Origin of the sequence: Salipiger pentaromativorans, assembly GCF_024721115.1 — a bacterium.
Taxonomy (GTDB): domain Bacteria; phylum Pseudomonadota; class Alphaproteobacteria; order Rhodobacterales; family Rhodobacteraceae; genus Salipiger; species Salipiger pentaromativorans.
On record NZ_JAMDHK010000021.1, the window covers coordinates 15,600 to 30,604 of the forward strand.

The 15,005-nt window shown below is 67.7% G+C and carries 13 protein-coding genes; 7 read left to right on the top strand and 6 right to left on the bottom strand.

The annotated features are described in order from the left end of the window. Nucleotides 1-178: 178 nt before the first annotated feature. Entirely contained in the window at nucleotides 179-1,120 is a 942-nt protein-coding gene (locus M4578_RS22845) for a DMT family transporter (RefSeq protein WP_258095452.1), read from the top strand. On the opposite strand, the gene M4578_RS22850 is transcribed toward M4578_RS22845, so the two are convergent. Next, nucleotides 1,041-1,658, bottom strand: coding sequence for a thiamine diphosphokinase (locus tag M4578_RS22850; protein WP_338054570.1), 618 nt, complete (start codon nucleotides 1,656-1,658; stop codon nucleotides 1,041-1,043). The genes M4578_RS22845 and M4578_RS22850 overlap by 80 nt on opposite strands. 211 nt (nucleotides 1,659-1,869) lie before the next feature. Here M4578_RS22850 and M4578_RS22855 point away from each other — a divergent pair, with 211 nt between their 5' ends. Continuing rightward, nucleotides 1,870-4,296 carry a hypothetical protein gene (locus M4578_RS22855; protein ID WP_258095454.1) on the top strand — a complete coding sequence of 809 codons (2,427 nt, stop codon included), beginning with the start codon at nucleotides 1,870-1,872 and terminating at the stop codon, nucleotides 4,294-4,296. A 104-nt stretch (nucleotides 4,297-4,400) separates the two neighbouring features. On the opposite strand, the gene M4578_RS22860 is transcribed toward M4578_RS22855, so the two are convergent. Next, the gene (locus tag M4578_RS22860; RefSeq protein WP_258095455.1) at nucleotides 4,401-4,859 is read right to left on the bottom strand and encodes an Lrp/AsnC family transcriptional regulator; all 459 of its coding nucleotides are present in this window, start codon (nucleotides 4,857-4,859) and stop codon (nucleotides 4,401-4,403) included. An 85-nt stretch (nucleotides 4,860-4,944) separates the two neighbouring features. Between M4578_RS22860 and M4578_RS22865 the strand changes: the two genes are divergently transcribed. From M4578_RS22865 to M4578_RS22875, 3 genes are all read left to right on the top strand, one after another. Beyond that, nucleotides 4,945-6,072, top strand: coding sequence for a type III PLP-dependent enzyme domain-containing protein (locus M4578_RS22865; RefSeq protein ID WP_258095456.1), 1,128 nt, complete (start codon nucleotides 4,945-4,947; stop codon nucleotides 6,070-6,072). Between the two features lie 83 nt (nucleotides 6,073-6,155). Then, a complete protein-coding gene (locus M4578_RS22870) occupies nucleotides 6,156-8,447 on the top strand; it encodes a xanthine dehydrogenase family protein molybdopterin-binding subunit (protein WP_258095457.1) in 2,292 nt (763 codons plus the stop codon). A gap of 209 nt (nucleotides 8,448-8,656) precedes the next feature. Further along, the gene (locus tag M4578_RS22875) at nucleotides 8,657-9,124 is read left to right on the top strand and encodes a CoA-binding protein (protein WP_258095458.1); all 468 of its coding nucleotides are present in this window, start codon (nucleotides 8,657-8,659) and stop codon (nucleotides 9,122-9,124) included. 130 nt (nucleotides 9,125-9,254) lie between these two features. Here the strand turns inward: M4578_RS22875 and M4578_RS22880 are convergent, their stop codons facing one another. After that, a complete protein-coding gene (locus M4578_RS22880) occupies nucleotides 9,255-9,566 on the bottom strand; it encodes a phosphoribosyl-ATP diphosphatase (RefSeq protein WP_258095459.1) in 312 nt (103 codons plus the stop codon). Next, nucleotides 9,566-10,324 (bottom strand): imidazole glycerol phosphate synthase subunit HisF, encoded by a 759-nt coding sequence (gene hisF, locus M4578_RS22885; protein WP_258095460.1) that lies wholly within the window; start codon nucleotides 10,322-10,324, stop codon nucleotides 9,566-9,568. The genes M4578_RS22880 and hisF overlap by 1 nt, the downstream gene beginning before the upstream one ends. 129 nt (nucleotides 10,325-10,453) lie before the next feature. On the opposite strand from hisF, the gene M4578_RS22890 reads away from it, so the two are divergent. Together M4578_RS22890 and M4578_RS22895 are read left to right on the top strand one after the other, a co-directional pair. Further along, entirely contained in the window at nucleotides 10,454-11,557 is a 1,104-nt protein-coding gene (locus tag M4578_RS22890) for a THUMP domain-containing class I SAM-dependent RNA methyltransferase (RefSeq protein ID WP_258095461.1), read from the top strand. A gap of 47 nt (nucleotides 11,558-11,604) precedes the next feature. After that, entirely contained in the window at nucleotides 11,605-11,994 is a 390-nt protein-coding gene (locus M4578_RS22895) for a hypothetical protein (protein WP_258095462.1), read from the top strand. A gap of 18 nt (nucleotides 11,995-12,012) precedes the next feature. Here M4578_RS22895 and M4578_RS22900 read toward each other — a convergent pair whose 3' ends face one another. Both M4578_RS22900 and M4578_RS22905 read right to left on the bottom strand, forming a co-directional pair. Further along, entirely contained in the window at nucleotides 12,013-13,569 is a 1,557-nt protein-coding gene (locus M4578_RS22900; RefSeq protein ID WP_258095463.1) for a Ppx/GppA family phosphatase, read from the bottom strand. A 109-nt stretch (nucleotides 13,570-13,678) separates the two neighbouring features. Beyond that, the gene (locus tag M4578_RS22905) at nucleotides 13,679-14,977 is read right to left on the bottom strand and encodes a flagellin (RefSeq protein WP_258095464.1); all 1,299 of its coding nucleotides are present in this window, start codon (nucleotides 14,975-14,977) and stop codon (nucleotides 13,679-13,681) included. Between the last annotated feature and the right edge of the window lie 28 nt (nucleotides 14,978-15,005).

The following is a 15,005-nucleotide window of genomic DNA, read 5'->3' on the forward strand; positions in this document are numbered from 1 at the left end:
GCTATGTAGGGGAAGCGGGGCACGCACGCAACCCGCCACGTCGTGACGTTCCGGCACGGGCAATTGGCCTGCGCGCGGGCGAGGGAAGGGCATTTCCCGCATTGGTTGTGGACAGGTTTGATCAAAATAATCACGGTAGTATCTTGCCGGGCCTCCGGGGCGCAGATAGGCTCGCCGCATGAGTCAGGACAGACCCCTTCTCGGCATCCTGCTGATGCTTGGTTTTTGTGTGCTTGCGCCGCTCGCCGATGCGGTGGCGAAGCTGTTGAGTGACAAGGTGCCGCTGGCCGAGCTGGTGCTGGTCCGTTTCGCGCTTCAGGCGATGGTGCTGATCCCGCTCATGGTCTTCACCGGGCGCAGCTTCCGGATGCGGCGGCGGGTGTTCTGGATCGCCTTCCTGCGCACGCTTCTGCACATCCTCGGGATCGCGATGATGGTGACCGCGCTGCGCTATCTTCCGCTTGCGGATGCGGTGGCGATTGCCTTCATCATGCCCTTCATCATGCTGATCCTCGGCCATTACGTGCTGGGCGAAGAGGTCGGCTGGCGCCGCATGGCGGCCTGCGCGGTCGGCTTCGTCGGCACGCTGATGGTGGTGCAGCCCGCGTTCCACGATGTCGGCTGGCCGGCACTGCTGCCGCTGGGCGTGGCGCTGAACTTCTCGATCTTCATGCTCACCACGCGGCAGATCTCGCGCGAGATCGACGCGATCTCGCTTCAGGCGGTCTCGGGCGTCATGGCGGTGGCGGTGATCCTGCCGATGCTATTCATCGTGCCCGACGACCGTGTGCCCGATCTTGCCTGGGAGGCGGTGGGCCCCGAGCTTTGGGGGCTGCTGCTGGCCATCGGCCTGCTGGGGACGCTGGCGCATCTGCTCATGACCTGGTCGCTGCGCTACGCCCCCGGGGCGACGCTGGCGCCGATGCAATATCTCGAGATCCCCTTCGCCACGCTCATGGGCTTCCTGATCTTTCAGGAACTGCCGAACCCGATCGCCAGCGTGGGGATCTGCATCACGATCGCCGCCGGGCTTTATATCGTCATCCGCGAGCGGGCCATGCTTCGGGCGCAGAAAGCAGCCCCGATGCCAGCGCCGGCAACTGCGCAAGCGGCAGAATAATCAGCATCAGCGGTGCCTCGAACCGGAGCGAGACCCGCGCCACGCTGGTTTCGTTCGAGGTGCCCGCGCGATGCTGCGGCGCAAAGTCGAGCCCGGCGAGCGGCCAGCGCAGCCCCTCGCTCTCGCCGCGCACCGGTCCCATCGGATAGAGCGAAAAGCGGGTGCCGGGCGGCAGGTCCAGGGTGATCTCGGGCGGGGAGAGCGCCATGACATCCTCGGTTCCGGCCAGGATGCAGCGCCGGTTTGCGCGCTTCGCCAGGACGGTCAGCGCGGCGAGCTGGTGGTCGATCCTCGGGTCGAGGAACCCGGTGCCATAGACCAGTGGCGCGGCGATATTGCGCAGGCATTTGTCGAAATCCGTGCTGTTCTGCTCGGGGATGTGGTGGATGCGCTCGGCGGGGATCTGCGCGCGGGCGCTTGCGGGCAGCGAATCGAGGTCGCCGATCACCGCATCGGGCATCGCCCCCGCGCGCAGGAGCGTGGCCGCCCCGCCATCCGCCGCGACACGCGTCTTGCACAGCGGCAGCAGCGCTTTCAACAGCTCCGGGCTGCTCTTCCCACCTCCGACCAGGAGGGTTGGGGCGGGACTGTGAATAATTTCTCGATTCATGGCAAATTAATGGCGATTTGGGAAACGGACCACAATCCGGTCATGAAATGATACGGTGAATACCTAAGATTCGGTCAGCTTTGGTCTTGGTAAACATGATAAACAGTTTGTTGCAGATCGGATGAAAGTGAGCAGCACAATGGTGAGTTCGAGCAAGATACTGACAGTCTCCTACGGCACCTTCTCCTGTACGGCGGAAGGATTCGAGGATCCGCTCGCGGTGGTCAAGGAGACCACGCATTTCTTTCGCGGGGTCATCCGCGAAGACCGGTTCTTCGGGGCCGAGCCACCGCAATTCGATCCGGAGATGGCGGCGCAACTGCTGCAATCGCAACTGAGTTCCGAACTGGGCGAAGGTGCGCTGACGCTGCGCAGCCCCTATGGCGGGGGCGCGGCCTCGGCCGGGGCGTTGAGCGCGGCGCTGGCCGCCGGGCCGTCTGTGTCGCGGCCCGCTGCCGCTGCGCCGGCTCCGGCCCCCGTGCCTGCCGTCGAAGACACCGAAGAAACCCCGGCAGAGGAACGCGCCGCCGCGGCCGAGCTGCCCGCCGAGGATGATGCAGAGGCGCCGGTGAGCGATGCCATCGGCGTGGCGCTTGCCGCCGCCGAGAGCGCCGACGAGGCGACCGCCTCCGACGACGATCTGGAAGACACCGCAGCCGCCGTCGCCGATCTGATGGCCGGGGATGCGGCGGAGGCGCTGGATCTGCCCGATCTCTCCTCCGATGACGACGCGCTGGCCGATCTCGACGATGCCGGGGGTGACGACAGCCTCGAGGCCGAGGCCGAGTTCTTCGAGACCGGCTCGGTGCCTCCGGTTCAGGCCGAGGCCCCCGCGACCCTGACCGATCCCGAGAGCGTCGCCGCCAAGCTGCGCCGCATCCGTGCGGTTGTGGCCGGCGGTCAGGCCGCCGCGACGGAGGCCCTGCACGAAGACGAGGAAGCGGACGAGGCCGCTGCGGTTTCTGCCATGCTGGGCGCGCTGACCCCGGAAGCGGGCGACGAGACCCCCGCCGCCGCCGAGGCGCAGCGCGACAATCTCTTCACCGACACGCTTGCCGGTCTCGATTTCGACGATGCCTTCGATGACGACGGTTTCGACGAGGACGAGGACGCGCAGACGACCGCCTTCTTCGACGAGGACGATGAGGACGACGACGAGGGAACGGCCGAACTGGACACCCCCGCGCCGGAGGCCGCCGTCGCGGCGCCCGAACCGGCTCCGGTGCCGGCAGCGGGCGCGCCGCTGCGCCGCCCGCGTGCCCGGGTGGTGAAGGTCAAGCGCGCCGTGTTCGAAGCGGCGGTGGCCGACGGGCTGATCGACGAGGCCTCTGCGGCGGCCGCGAAGGGCAATGGCACGGTGAGCAGCCTCAGCCCCGAGGACGAGGACGATCTCGCCCGGGAACTGGCGGCGGTGAAAGCCGAGCTGAAAGCCGATTTCGATGAGGCCTGGGGCGAGGACGAGGACGATTGGGACGATGCGCCCGCCGCCGAGACCGCCGCCGCGCCGCGTGCCGACGAGGTCGCCGAAGACGCCGAGGACGATTGGGATCTTGAAGACGACTGGGACGACGAGGACGAGATCCGCCCGGCCGCGATCTCCGACGAGGACGGCTATGAGGAAGACGAGGACGAGGAGGCCGCTGCTGCGGTGACCGCGCCGCTGCGTCTGCGCAAGGAAGATGCGGCGCCGACCGAGGCATGGGACGACGACGAGGATCTCGCCGAAGCGCTCGAGGACGAGTTTGAAGAGGCTTTCGACGCCGATGAGGAGGACGATGAGCCTCTGTCGGGCGAGCGTCTGGCGGAAGAGGCCGAAGCGGTCGAGCGTCTGGCCCGTGAGGGCGCGCGCAAGGCGGTGAAGATGTCGAGCCCGGCCCGCGCCATGCTGACCGAGCAGAGCGTCGAGGATTACGACGCCTCGCGCATCCTCGACGAGACCAACACCCAGCTTCAGGAGCCCGAGGGCAACCGCCGCCGCAGCGCGATCGCGCATCTGCGCGCCGCTGTCGCCGCGACCCGCGCCGACAAGCTGCTGGGCCGCAAGAAGGACAGCGAAGAGGCCTTCGAGCCCTATCGCGAGGATCTGGCCAATGTGGTGCGCCCGCGCCGTCCGCAAGCGCCGTCGAGCCATACCGAGCGCCCCTCCGAGCTGGTGCGCCCGGCACCGCTCAAGCTGGTGGCGGAGCAGCGGGTGGATGCCGAGATGCCGGCGCCGCGCCCGCGCCGCGTGCGGGTCGCCGATTTCGAGGACGAAACGCTGGGCGGTGCAGACGAGGTCGGGAGCGGGTTTGCCGCCTACGCCGAAAGCGTCGGTGCCAGCGAGCTGCCCGAGCTTCTGGAAGCGGCCGCGGCCTATATGTCCTTTGTCGAGGGCCGCGAGCAGTTCTCCCGCCCGCAGCTCATGACCAAGGTGCGCCAGGTCGAGCTGCAGGAATCGAGCCGCGAGGACCGGCTGCGGACCTTCGGGCAGCTGCTGCGCGACGGCAAGATCGAGAAGACCCGGGGCGGCCGGTTCACCGCCTCCGAGCGGATCAGCTTCAAGCCGGGCGCGCGCGCGGCGGGCTGAGATCCCGGACCGGACCATCTGAAAACGGCGGGTGCGCGAGCGCCCGCCGTTTTCGCGTCTGGCGATGGTTTTTTTGAGTATTTGCAGAAAGATGAAAGGCGGGGTCAGCCGCGGCGGTCGAGCTTGGTCGTCAGGTGGATCAGGCTTTCGGAGCTTTTCACCCCGCGGGCCTCGGCGATCCGGTCGAGCGCGGCGTCGAGCGCTTCGGTGGAGCCCGCGCAGACGATCACCATCAGATCGACCCGGCCCGAGGTGGTGTGCACCGTCTCGACCGCCGGCATCTGTTTCAGCCGCGCCAGCACATCGGCCTGGGCGCGCGGCTCGATGCAGACCAGCACCGTGGCGCGGATCGCCTCCTTGAGCGCGGGGCCGCGCCGCAGGGTGAAGCCGGCGATGGCGCCGCGCATGACCAGCCGGTCGATCCGTGCCTGAACGGTGGTGCGCGCCAGCCCCAGACGGCGGGCCAGATCCGAGACCGGCATGCGGGCATTGGCCGAGAGCAGGGCGACCAACGCCCGGTCGGTTTCGTCGATTTGCGAGGTCGAGTTGTCGATTTGTGCCATTTGACCCTCAGACTGACAGATCTGACGCGCGAAATCGAGCGATTTCCCCCGCATACTGAACGCAGCGCAAACAGGAGGTATACCCATGGGGATCGAGCAGACCCTGATGCCGTCGCCGGAAGCCTGGCTCGCCCGGGCGCGGCCCGACGATCCGGTCTTTTTCTTCTGCCCGCTGCGGCTGGCGCAGGTGGCGGCGCGGTTCCTGAGCGGCTTTCCGGGGCTGGTGAGTTACGCGGTCAAGGCCAACCCGGCGCCCGAGATGATCGACGGGCTGGTTGCCGCCGGCATCCGGGCCTTCGACGTGGCCTCGCCCGCCGAAATGGCGTTGGTGCGCGCGCATTGCCCCGAGGCCGTGCTGCATTACCACAATCCGGTGCGCTCGGAGGCGGAGATCGCGGCGGGACAAGCGCAGGGCTGCACCTCCTGGTCGGTGGACCGGCGGAGCGAGCTGGAGAAGTTGCGCCACCTGCCGCGCGGCACCGAGATCGCGGTGCGGCTGAAACTGCCGGTCACAGGCGCCGCCTATGATTTCGGATCGAAATTCGGCGCGGATCCGGCGCTGGCTGCGGCGCTTTTGCGCCGGGTCGTGGAGATGGGCTTCACCCCGTCGCTCACCTTTCATCCCGGCACGCAATGCCGCACGCCCGAGCCCTGGGCGCGCTATATCCAGGCCGCGGCGGATGTGGCGCGGGCCGCCGGGGTCACGCTGCACCGGCTGAACGTGGGCGGCGGCTTTCCCTCCGACCGGGGCGAGGGGCATCCCGATCTGGAGGCGATCTTTGCCACCATCGCCATCGCCGCACGCGCGGCGTTTGCCTCGCCGCCAGAGCTGGTCTGCGAACCGGGGCGGGGCCTGTGTGCGGAAGCCTTCCTGCTGGTGCTGCGGGTGAAGGCGGTGGAAGAGGCGGCGGTGTTTCTCAATGACGGGATCTATGGCGGCATGGCCGAATGGCGCGACCTCGGGCCCATGGCGCGGCTGCGGGTGATCTCGTCCGAGGGGCTGCCGCGTGGTGGGGCGTGCCGCGACCGGGTGGTCTTCGGTCCGACCTGCGACAGCCTCGACCGGCTGCCCGACCCGGTGGCGCTGCCCGAGGCGATCCGCGAGGGCGATTATATCGTCTTCGAGGGCATGGGCGCCTATTCCCGCGCCCTCGTCACCGGCTTCAACGGTTACGGAGCGCGCAGGATCGTCCGAATGAGCGCCGCCTGCTGAGGTTTCGCGCGCCGTTCTCTGGACACCGCCATGGCGCCGCTTACAGTCCCGCGCAGAGACCAGCGACGCGCGGAGAGCCCGGGATGCAGAAATTCGGCAAGAGCCAGTCCATGAAGCGCAGCGAGGACGTGCGCTTTCTCACCGGACATGGCCGCTATATCGACGACATCGCCCCCGAAGGCGCGCTGCACGCCTATGTGCTGCGCTCGCCAGTGGCCCATGCGGAGATCACCACGCTGGACGTGAGTGCCGCGCGCGAGGCCGAGGGCGTGCATCTGGTGCTGACCGTCGACGATCTGCTCGCGGCGGGCATGGATGTGAACATGCCGGGCGCGGTGGTGACCAACCGCGATGGCAGCAAGGGGGCGGAGCCCGAACGCCCGCTGCTGGCGCGCGGCCGTCTGCGCCATGTGGGCGAGCCGATTGCGCTGGTGGTGGCCGAGACCATGCAGCAGGCCAAGGACGCCGCCGAGTTGATCGAGCTCGATTATGACGAGCTGCCGGCGCATGTGGAGGTCTGTCCGGGCGGCGAGACGATCCACCCCGAGGCGCCGGACAACCGTGCCTTCGATTGGGGCATGGGCGACGAGGCGGCAACCGCGGAGGCCTTTGAGAAGGCGGCAAAGACCGTGCGGCTGGAAGTGGGGGACAACCGCGTCATCGTGAACGCCATGGAGGGGCGTGGCTGTTACGCCGAATGGGACGGCAAGCGCATTCATCTGGCGTTTAATGGGCAGGGGGTGTGGGATCTCAAGAGCGAGATGGCCGAAGCCATGCGGCTCGACGAGGCGGATGTGCGCATCACCAACCCCGATGTGGGCGGCGGCTTTGGCATGAAGGCGGCCTCCTACCCGGAATATTTCTGCGTGGCGCAGGCGGCGCGGGCACTGGGCAAGCCGGTGCGCTGGATGTCCGAGCGCACCGAGGGGATGCTGTCGGACCATGCGGGCCGCGATCTGGTGACCATGGCCGAGCTGGCCTTTGACGAGGCCAACAAGATCACCGGCTACCGGATCCACACGATCTGCAACCTTGGGGCCTATAATTCCGGTTACGGCCAGCCGATCCAGACGCTGCTCTTCGCCAAGGTGCTGACCGGCACCTATGACATCCCGGCGGCCTATATGCGGGTGGAGGGGATCTATACCAACACCACGCAGGTCGATGCCTATCGCGGCGCCGGCCGCCCGGAGGCGATCTATGTGCTGGAACGGGTGATGGACCGCGCCGCGCGCGACCTGGGTCTCGATCCGGTCGAGCTGCGCAAGATCAACTTCATCAAGGAATTCCCCTACAAGACCCCCACGGGCGAGACCTATGACGTGGGCGATTTCCCCCGCGTGCTGGACCACGCCATCGCCGATGCCGACGTGGCGGGCTTTGCCGCGCGCCGGGCCGCCAGCGAGGCGGACGGCAAGCTGCGCGGGCTGGGGCTGTGCTTCTATATCGAGTCGATTCTGGGCGATCCCTCGGAGGGGGTGAAGATCGAGTTCACCGAGGAGGGCGGCGCGCGGCTCTATGTGGGCACGCAGTCGAACGGGCAGGGGCATGAGACGGTGTTCGCCAAGTTCCTCAGCGATCAGACCGGGATCCCCTTCGAGAAAATCGAATTTGTGCAGGGCGACAGCGACCTGATTGCGCAGGGCGGCGGCACCGGCGGTTCGCGCTCGGTCACCATGCAGGCCAATGTGACGCTGACGGCGGTGAAGGCGATGGTGGACGGGTTCACCGCCTTCCTTGCCGAAGAGATGGAGGTGCCCGCCGCCGAAATCGCTTTTGACGACGAGCGTTTCCGCGCCGAGGGCTCGAACCTGACGCCGACCATGCTGGAGGTGGCCGAGATGGCCCGTGCCAAGGGGCGCGAGGATCTGCTGACCTGGGATGTGCGCGACAAAATCCAGGCGCGCTCCTACCCCAACGGCGCGCATTTCGCCGAGATCGAGATCGACCGCGAGACCGGCGTCGCCGAGGTGGTGAAATACACCGTGGTCGATGATTTCGGCAATCTGATCAACCCGATGCTGGCTGAAGGTCAGGTGCATGGCGGGGTGGCGCAGGGGCTGGGGCAGGCGCTTTGCGAACGCACCGTTTTCGATGAGGACGGCCAGCTGCTCTCCGCCACCTTCATGGACTATGCCCTGCCGCGCGCCGACGATGTGCCTTTTATCCATTTCGATGTGGAGCCGGTGCCCTCGACCGGGAACCCGATGGGCATGAAAGGCTGTGGCGAAGCCGGAACCGTGGGGGCGCTGGCGGCGGTGTCGAATGCGGTGCAGGACGCGCTCTGGCCGCTGGGCGTGCGCCAGGCGGATATGCCCTTTACGCCGCTGCGGCTTTGGGAGCTGATGAACGGGGCGCAAATCGCGGCGGAATGATCTGCCGCGACATGCTTTGGGGGTGGCGTCAAGTTTTTTGTTCACGCTTTCTTGAGAGGGGTTTAAATTGTGGCTTTTGCGCCCATCTCTTTCACAGGATCGCGGAGACGGAACCTTCGCGACGCCTTCACTGTCCCTCGTTCCGTGACTGGCGCCCAAGGTTTCCTTGGGCGCTTTTTCTTTGCGACGGGCCGGGCTAGGGTCGGGGCATGAGCTATTCCGATGCGTTTCTGAAAGAGGTGCTTGCCCGTACGAAGGTGGTGGCGGTGGTCGGCCTGTCGCTCAACCCGGTGCGGCCCAGCTATTATGTGGCGCGCTATCTGAGTCTGCGCGGCTACCGCGTGATCGGGGTCAATCCGGGCCATGCGGGGGCGATGCTTTTTGGCGAGCGGGTGCGCGCGGCGATCGGAGAGCTGCCGCCGGAGGTGGATATGGTGGATATTTTCCGCCGTTCGGAGGAGGTGCCGCCCATCGTCGAGGCGGCGCTGGCGCATCTGCCGGAGTTGCGCACGATCTGGATGCAGATCGGGGTCGAACATGTCGAGGCCGCGGCACTGGCCGGGGCGCGGGGCGTGGATGTGATCATGAACCGCTGCCCCAAGATCGAATATCAGCGCCTGCATGGCGAGCTGCGCATGGGCGGATTCAACACCGGGGTGATTTCCTCGAAGCTCTGACGGTGGACGGCGCTCGTTGCCGGGGCAACATCGCCCCGCCCGCCGTCCCGCAGCCTCTTTCATCTTTCCGGCAAATACTCACCGTCCCGGCGACAGCCATCGGGCGCGCGGCCCGGCAGGGGCGTGGGGCTCAGCCCTTGCGCGCAGCTTTCTCGGCCAGGCCCGACCGGCCCTGACGGCGTGCCAGCTCGGCCATCACCTCGGCCAGCGGCAGATCGCGGGATTTCAGCATGACGAGGAAGTGAAACAGCACATCCGCCGCCTCTCCGGTGAGTTTCTCGCGGTCGTTCTTCACCGCCTCGATGATCGCCTCGACGGCTTCCTCGCCGAATTTCTCGGCGCATTTCTCCGGCCCCTTGGCGAGCAGCTTGGCGGTCCAGCTTTCCTCGGGCGAGGCTTCGGCGCGGGTGGCGACGATGGTTTCCAGCTCTTCCAGAGTCATCAGAGCCTCACCGGGATGCCTGCGGCGGCCATGTGATGCTTGGCCTCCTGGATGGAATATTCGCCGAAATGGAAGATCGAGGCGGCGAGCACGGCGGAGGCGTGGCCCTCGGTCACGCCTTCGACCAGATGGTCGAGCGTGCCGACGCCACCGGAGGCGATGACCGGAATGTCAACCGCATCGGCGATGGCGCGGGTGAGCGGGATATTGAACCCCGCCTTGGTGCCGTCGCGGTCCATCGAGGTGAGCAGGATCTCTCCGGCGCCTTTTGCGGTCACCGTGCGGGCAAACGCCACCGCGTCGATGCCGGTGGGCTTGCGGCCGCCATGGGTGAAGATCTCCCAGCGGCCGGGCTCCACGGTCTTGGCGTCGATGGCGACCACGATGCATTGCGAGCCGAAGTGATCGGCGGCCTCGGCCACCACATCGGGATTGGCGACGGCGGCGGAGTTGAAGCTGACCTTGTCCGCGCCCGCGAGCAGCAGGGCGCGGACATCGGCCACCGTGCGGACGCCGCCGCCCACGGTGAGCGGGATGAAGCATTGCTCGGCGGTGCGGGTGACCACATCGAACATCGTGCCGCGATTTTCATGCGTGGCGTGGATGTCGAGGAAGCAAATCTCGTCGGCGCCGGCGGCGTCATAGGCGCGGGCGGCATCCACCGGATCGCCCGCAGCGCGCAGATCGACGAAATTCACGCCCTTGACCACGCGGCCATCGGCGACATCGAGACAGGGGATGATGCGGGTCTTGAGCATGCGGGCCTTATGGCGCGGATTGCGCCCGGGGGGAAGAGGGCGCGCGGGTCGAGAGGGCGGAATGCGTATTTGCCGAAGAGAAGAAGACAGGGGCTCGTTCCCGGCGGGCAAAGCCTGTATGCGAGCGGGATGGGTGAGACATTCGAGATCTTCCTGGCCTGCGCGCCGGGGCTGGAGGCGGCGCTGGCCGGCGAGGCCAAGGCGGCCGGGTTCGGGCCGCTGCGGCCGGATGCCGGGGGCGTGGCCTTCGATGGCGGCTGGCCCGAGGTCATGCGCGCCAATCTGACGCTGCGCGGCGCGGCGCGGGTGCTGGCGCGGATCGGCGGGTTTCCGGCGGTGCATCTGGCACAGCTCGACAAGCGGGCGCGGAAATTCCCCTGGGGCGAGGTGCTGCGCGCCGATCAGCCGGTGAAGGTCGAGGTGGTGAGCCGGCGTTCGAAGATCTATCACGCCGGGGCGGCGAAGCAGCGGATCGAGCGGGCGATCGCCGAGGAGCTGGGCGCGCCCGTTGCCGAGGACGGGGTGCGGTTGCTGGTGCGGATCGAGGAGAACCTGGTGGGCTTCTCTGTCGATACCTCGGGCGCGCCGCTGCACCGGCGCGGGCACAAGGAGGCGGTGGGCAAGGCGCCGATGCGCGAGACGCTGGCGTCGCTCTTCCTGAGGGAGTGCGGCTATCGCGGCGAGGAGCCGGTGCTGGATCCGATGTGCGGGTCCGGGACCTTTGTGCTCGAGGCGGCGGAAATCGCGCTGGGGCTGGCGCCCGGGCGCGGGCGCCGTTTCGATTTCGAGCGGCTGGCGGGGGTCGATCCCGCCGCCTGGGAGGCGCTGAAGGCGGCGCAGGCGCCGCGCGCGACGGCGTTGCGGTTTTATGGTTCGGATCGCGATGCCGGGGCGGTGCGCATGGCCGGGGCGAATGCGGCGCGCGCCGGGGTGGCGGCGGTGACGCAATTTGACTGCCGGCCGGTGAGTGCGCTGGAGCGGCCCGAGGGGCCGCCGGGGCTGATCATGGTGAATCCGCCCTATGGCGCGCGAATCGGCCAGCCGGGGCCCTTGCACGCGCTGCACCGGAGCCTGGGCGAGACGCTCATGACCCGGTTCTCCGGCTGGCGCGTCGGGCTGGTGACCTCGGAGCCGGGGCTGGCGCGGGCGACCGGGCTGCCGTTCCTGCCGCCCGGGCCGCCGGTGGCGCATGGTCCTCTGAAGATCCGGCTGTACCGGACCGAGGCGCTGTAACGCCGCTTCCCCTTATCAGCGCGCCTAATGCCGCCTATAAGGGGGGCATGACTCGCCTTGCCACCCTGCTGCTGACCGCCGTTCTGCTTGCCCCGCCTGCCGTTGCGCAGGAGCCGGAGGATGAGAGCCGCAGCCTGATGGAGCGCGGCGCGGAGCTGTTCCTGCGCGGTCTGCTGGACGAGCTCGATCCGGCGCTGCGCGAGCTGGAGGATCTGGCGCAGGAGATGGAGCCGGCGCTGCGCAGCTTTGGCGAGGAAATGGGACCGGCGCTGCGCGATCTGATGGGGCAGGTGAAGGACTGGTCGAATTACCACCCGCCCGAGATGCTGCCCAATGGCGATATCATCATCCGCCGCAAGCAGACCGAAGAGGCGCCGCTGCCGCGCCCTCTGCCGGGCCTGCCCCGGCCGCCGGCCGGGACCGAGATCGAGCTCTAGAGGTCGCGCCGGGGCTGCTCAGCCCTCGGCGATCTCCACCCGGGCTTCGCTGGCGTCGAGCGCCCGGGCGAGCGAGCTGAAGCGTGCCTCTGCCACCTCGCCGTAAAGCGGCGCTGCCGCCGGGGTCAGGTGCAGCACAAGGTTCCGCGCCTCCGCATCCCAGTCGAGATGCGCGCCGCCCTCCTGACTGGCATCCGACATCCACAGCATCGAACCGAAGCGCATCGCCTTGCCCAGCACCTCGGCGGTGCGCTGCTCGTCCTCGTCGATCAGGGAATAGAAATCCTCGAACCGCGTGCCATCGCGCTTGTTCTTGTAGCGGTGCAGCAGGGCGAGGCCCAGGAACACCCGTTCGGGGTGATCGAGCCCGCCGAGATTGGCGCGGGTGGCATTGTCGAAACAGGTTTCGGCGCGATAATCGGGATGGGCGCGCCAGCTCACATCATGCAGCAGGCAGGCGGCCTTGACGATGCGCAACCGCGCCTCGCCGGCGTCGGCGAAGAGCGGCAACACGAAGCGGTAGAGTTTCTTGCCGAAGCCCGGCAGGCGCGCGTCCTTGGCTTCGGAAAACCGGCAAGCCTCGATCAGCGGATCGCGGTCGCGCAGCATCTGCGGCATCTGCTCGTAGAGCAGCCCCTCGCGGATGCCATAAGACGAGATCGCGATGCCGGAGGGGGCGAAGACCTCCATCAGCTCGGCCAGAACCTCGGAGGCGTAGGGCACCAGACTCATGCGCGCCGAGGAGATCGAGCAGGCGGCGCGCAGCGCTTCGAGATCGGATTTTTCGATGAATTTCAGCGTTTCCTCGACCGCCGCGCGGTCCATGCGGTATTCGTGCAGGACGTGCAGCGGGTAGCCGCGCCGCTCCATGTCGATCCGGGCGATGGCGCGCCAGGAGCCGCCCACAAGGAACAGCCGGCTTCCGGTCATCTGCATCCGGTCCGACAACCGCTTGATATGCTTGCGGATATGCTTTTCGCGGGCCTTCTTGCCGCCTTCCAGATCCTTGAAGCGCAGGGGGCCCAGCGGCGAGGTCATGCGGCGGCCGACCTGGCCGCCCGAAAGCTCGGCCAGTTCCATCGAGGACCCGCCGATGTCGCAGATCATCCCGTCGGCGCCGGGCCAGCCCAGCAGCACGCCCTGGGCCGAGAGCCGCGCCTCTTCCTCGCCGTCGATCACCCAGATCTTGAGACCAGTCTTTTCCTCGATTTCGGCCCGGAAGGCAGGGCCGTCCTCGGCCTCGCGCATGGCGGCGGTGGCAACGGCGGTGAGCGGCGGCAGGTCCATGCCCTGCGCCAGCGTCTGGAACCGTGCCAGTGCCGCCAGCGCCCGTTCCTTGCCTTTCGGGTTCAGCCGTCCGGTCTCGGGCATCCCCGCGCCGAGGCCGCACATGATCTTTTCGTTGTAGAAATAGGCGGGTGACCGGGCCGCCCCGTCAAAGACCACAAGCCGGACCGAGTTCGATCCAATGTCCACGACGCCCACGCGCGACAGCCGCCGCGCCTGCGGATCGTCGAAGAGCGGGTGGCCGAACGGCCCCCAGTCGCCGTGGGCGGAATCGCTTTGTCCGTCCATGTGCATCCCCGGATTCACTCCGCTTTCCCTCTACCACGCATCGGGCGCGGGACGAAAGGCCCTCGAGGGGGAAATGCGGGCCATGCGCGCCGGGTGTCGCGAGGGCAGCCTAGCGGAACAGGGACAGAAGCGATTGCGGCGCGGTGTTGGCGATGGAGAGCGCCTGCACCGCAAGCTGCTGCTGAACGTTGAGCGCCTGGAGCCGGGCGGTGGCCTCTTCCATATCGGTATCGACCAGCGTGCCGATGCCCGAGATCATGGCATCGGACAGCTTGTCGTTGAATTTCTGCTGCGTTTCCAGCCGGTTCTGATCCGATCCAAAGCCGGCAGAGGCGGCGATGGTGTAGTCGAGCAGCCCCTCGATGCTGGTGAGGGCCGCTGTGGCGCCGGTCGCGGTCGAGACGTCGATCCCGGCCAGGATCTCCAGCCCGCCGCCGATGGTGTTGTCGGCATCCGCGCTGACGGTGTTGAGGTTCACCGCAATGGTGTCGGTGCCGTCGGTAACGCTGGAGGAGACGTTCAGGCCGGTGCCCGAGGCGGCAACCGACAGCACCGAGGAGTCGATGCCGGCCTTCGCGGCGTAATCGTCCCATTTTCGCGCCAGCGCCGTCATCACATCGCCGATGCCGTCGCCGTCGCGAGCCACATAACGCAGCTCTGCCGTGGCCATCTCGGCGCGGGTCTCGGCGGTGGCGGTCGTGGTGCGCAGATCGTCCTGCACAAAGCGCGACTCGTCGGCATCGGTGCCGAAGATCGAGAGGGTAAAGCCCATGCCGGTCTCGACCGCGACACCGCTGGCGTCGAGCGTGCCGCTTTGGGTGGCGTCGAGCGTCGCGCTGGCGGCACCGGCGGTGTAGCTGCCGCCGCTGGCCGAGATCGCCGAGGCATTGGTGGTGAGATCGCGTTTGCCGATGTCGATGTCGGCGCCCGTCACCCCCAGCGAATCGCGGCGCAGAAAGCCCAGCACTGCCTCGCTGCCTGAACCAGTGTCTGTGTCGGAGTTCTTCAGCAGATTCAACCCGTTGAACTGCGCCATCTCGACAACCGCGCCGATCTGGTCGCGCAGCGCATCGACATTGCTCTGGATCTTGCTGCGGTCGACATTCTCGCCCTGCGCGGACACGATCTTGCCCTTGATCTCGGTCAGGAGCTCGGCCACGGTTTCCGACGCATCGCGTGCGACGGCCAGGGTGGCGCTGCCCAGCGAGAGGCTGTCGGAGACGCGTTTATAGCCCTGAACATCCGCCTGCATGGTCTGCGAGATCGCCCATACGGCGGCGTTGTCCTCGGCGCTGGAGACACGGCGGCCGGTGGCGATTTCCTGCTGGGTGCCGGCGATGTTGAGGCTGATCTGATGCAGGGTCTGGAGCGCGATGGACGCGCCCTCGTTGGTGAGGATGCTGGACATGGGGCAAGGCCTTTGGCGGGGGTTACGG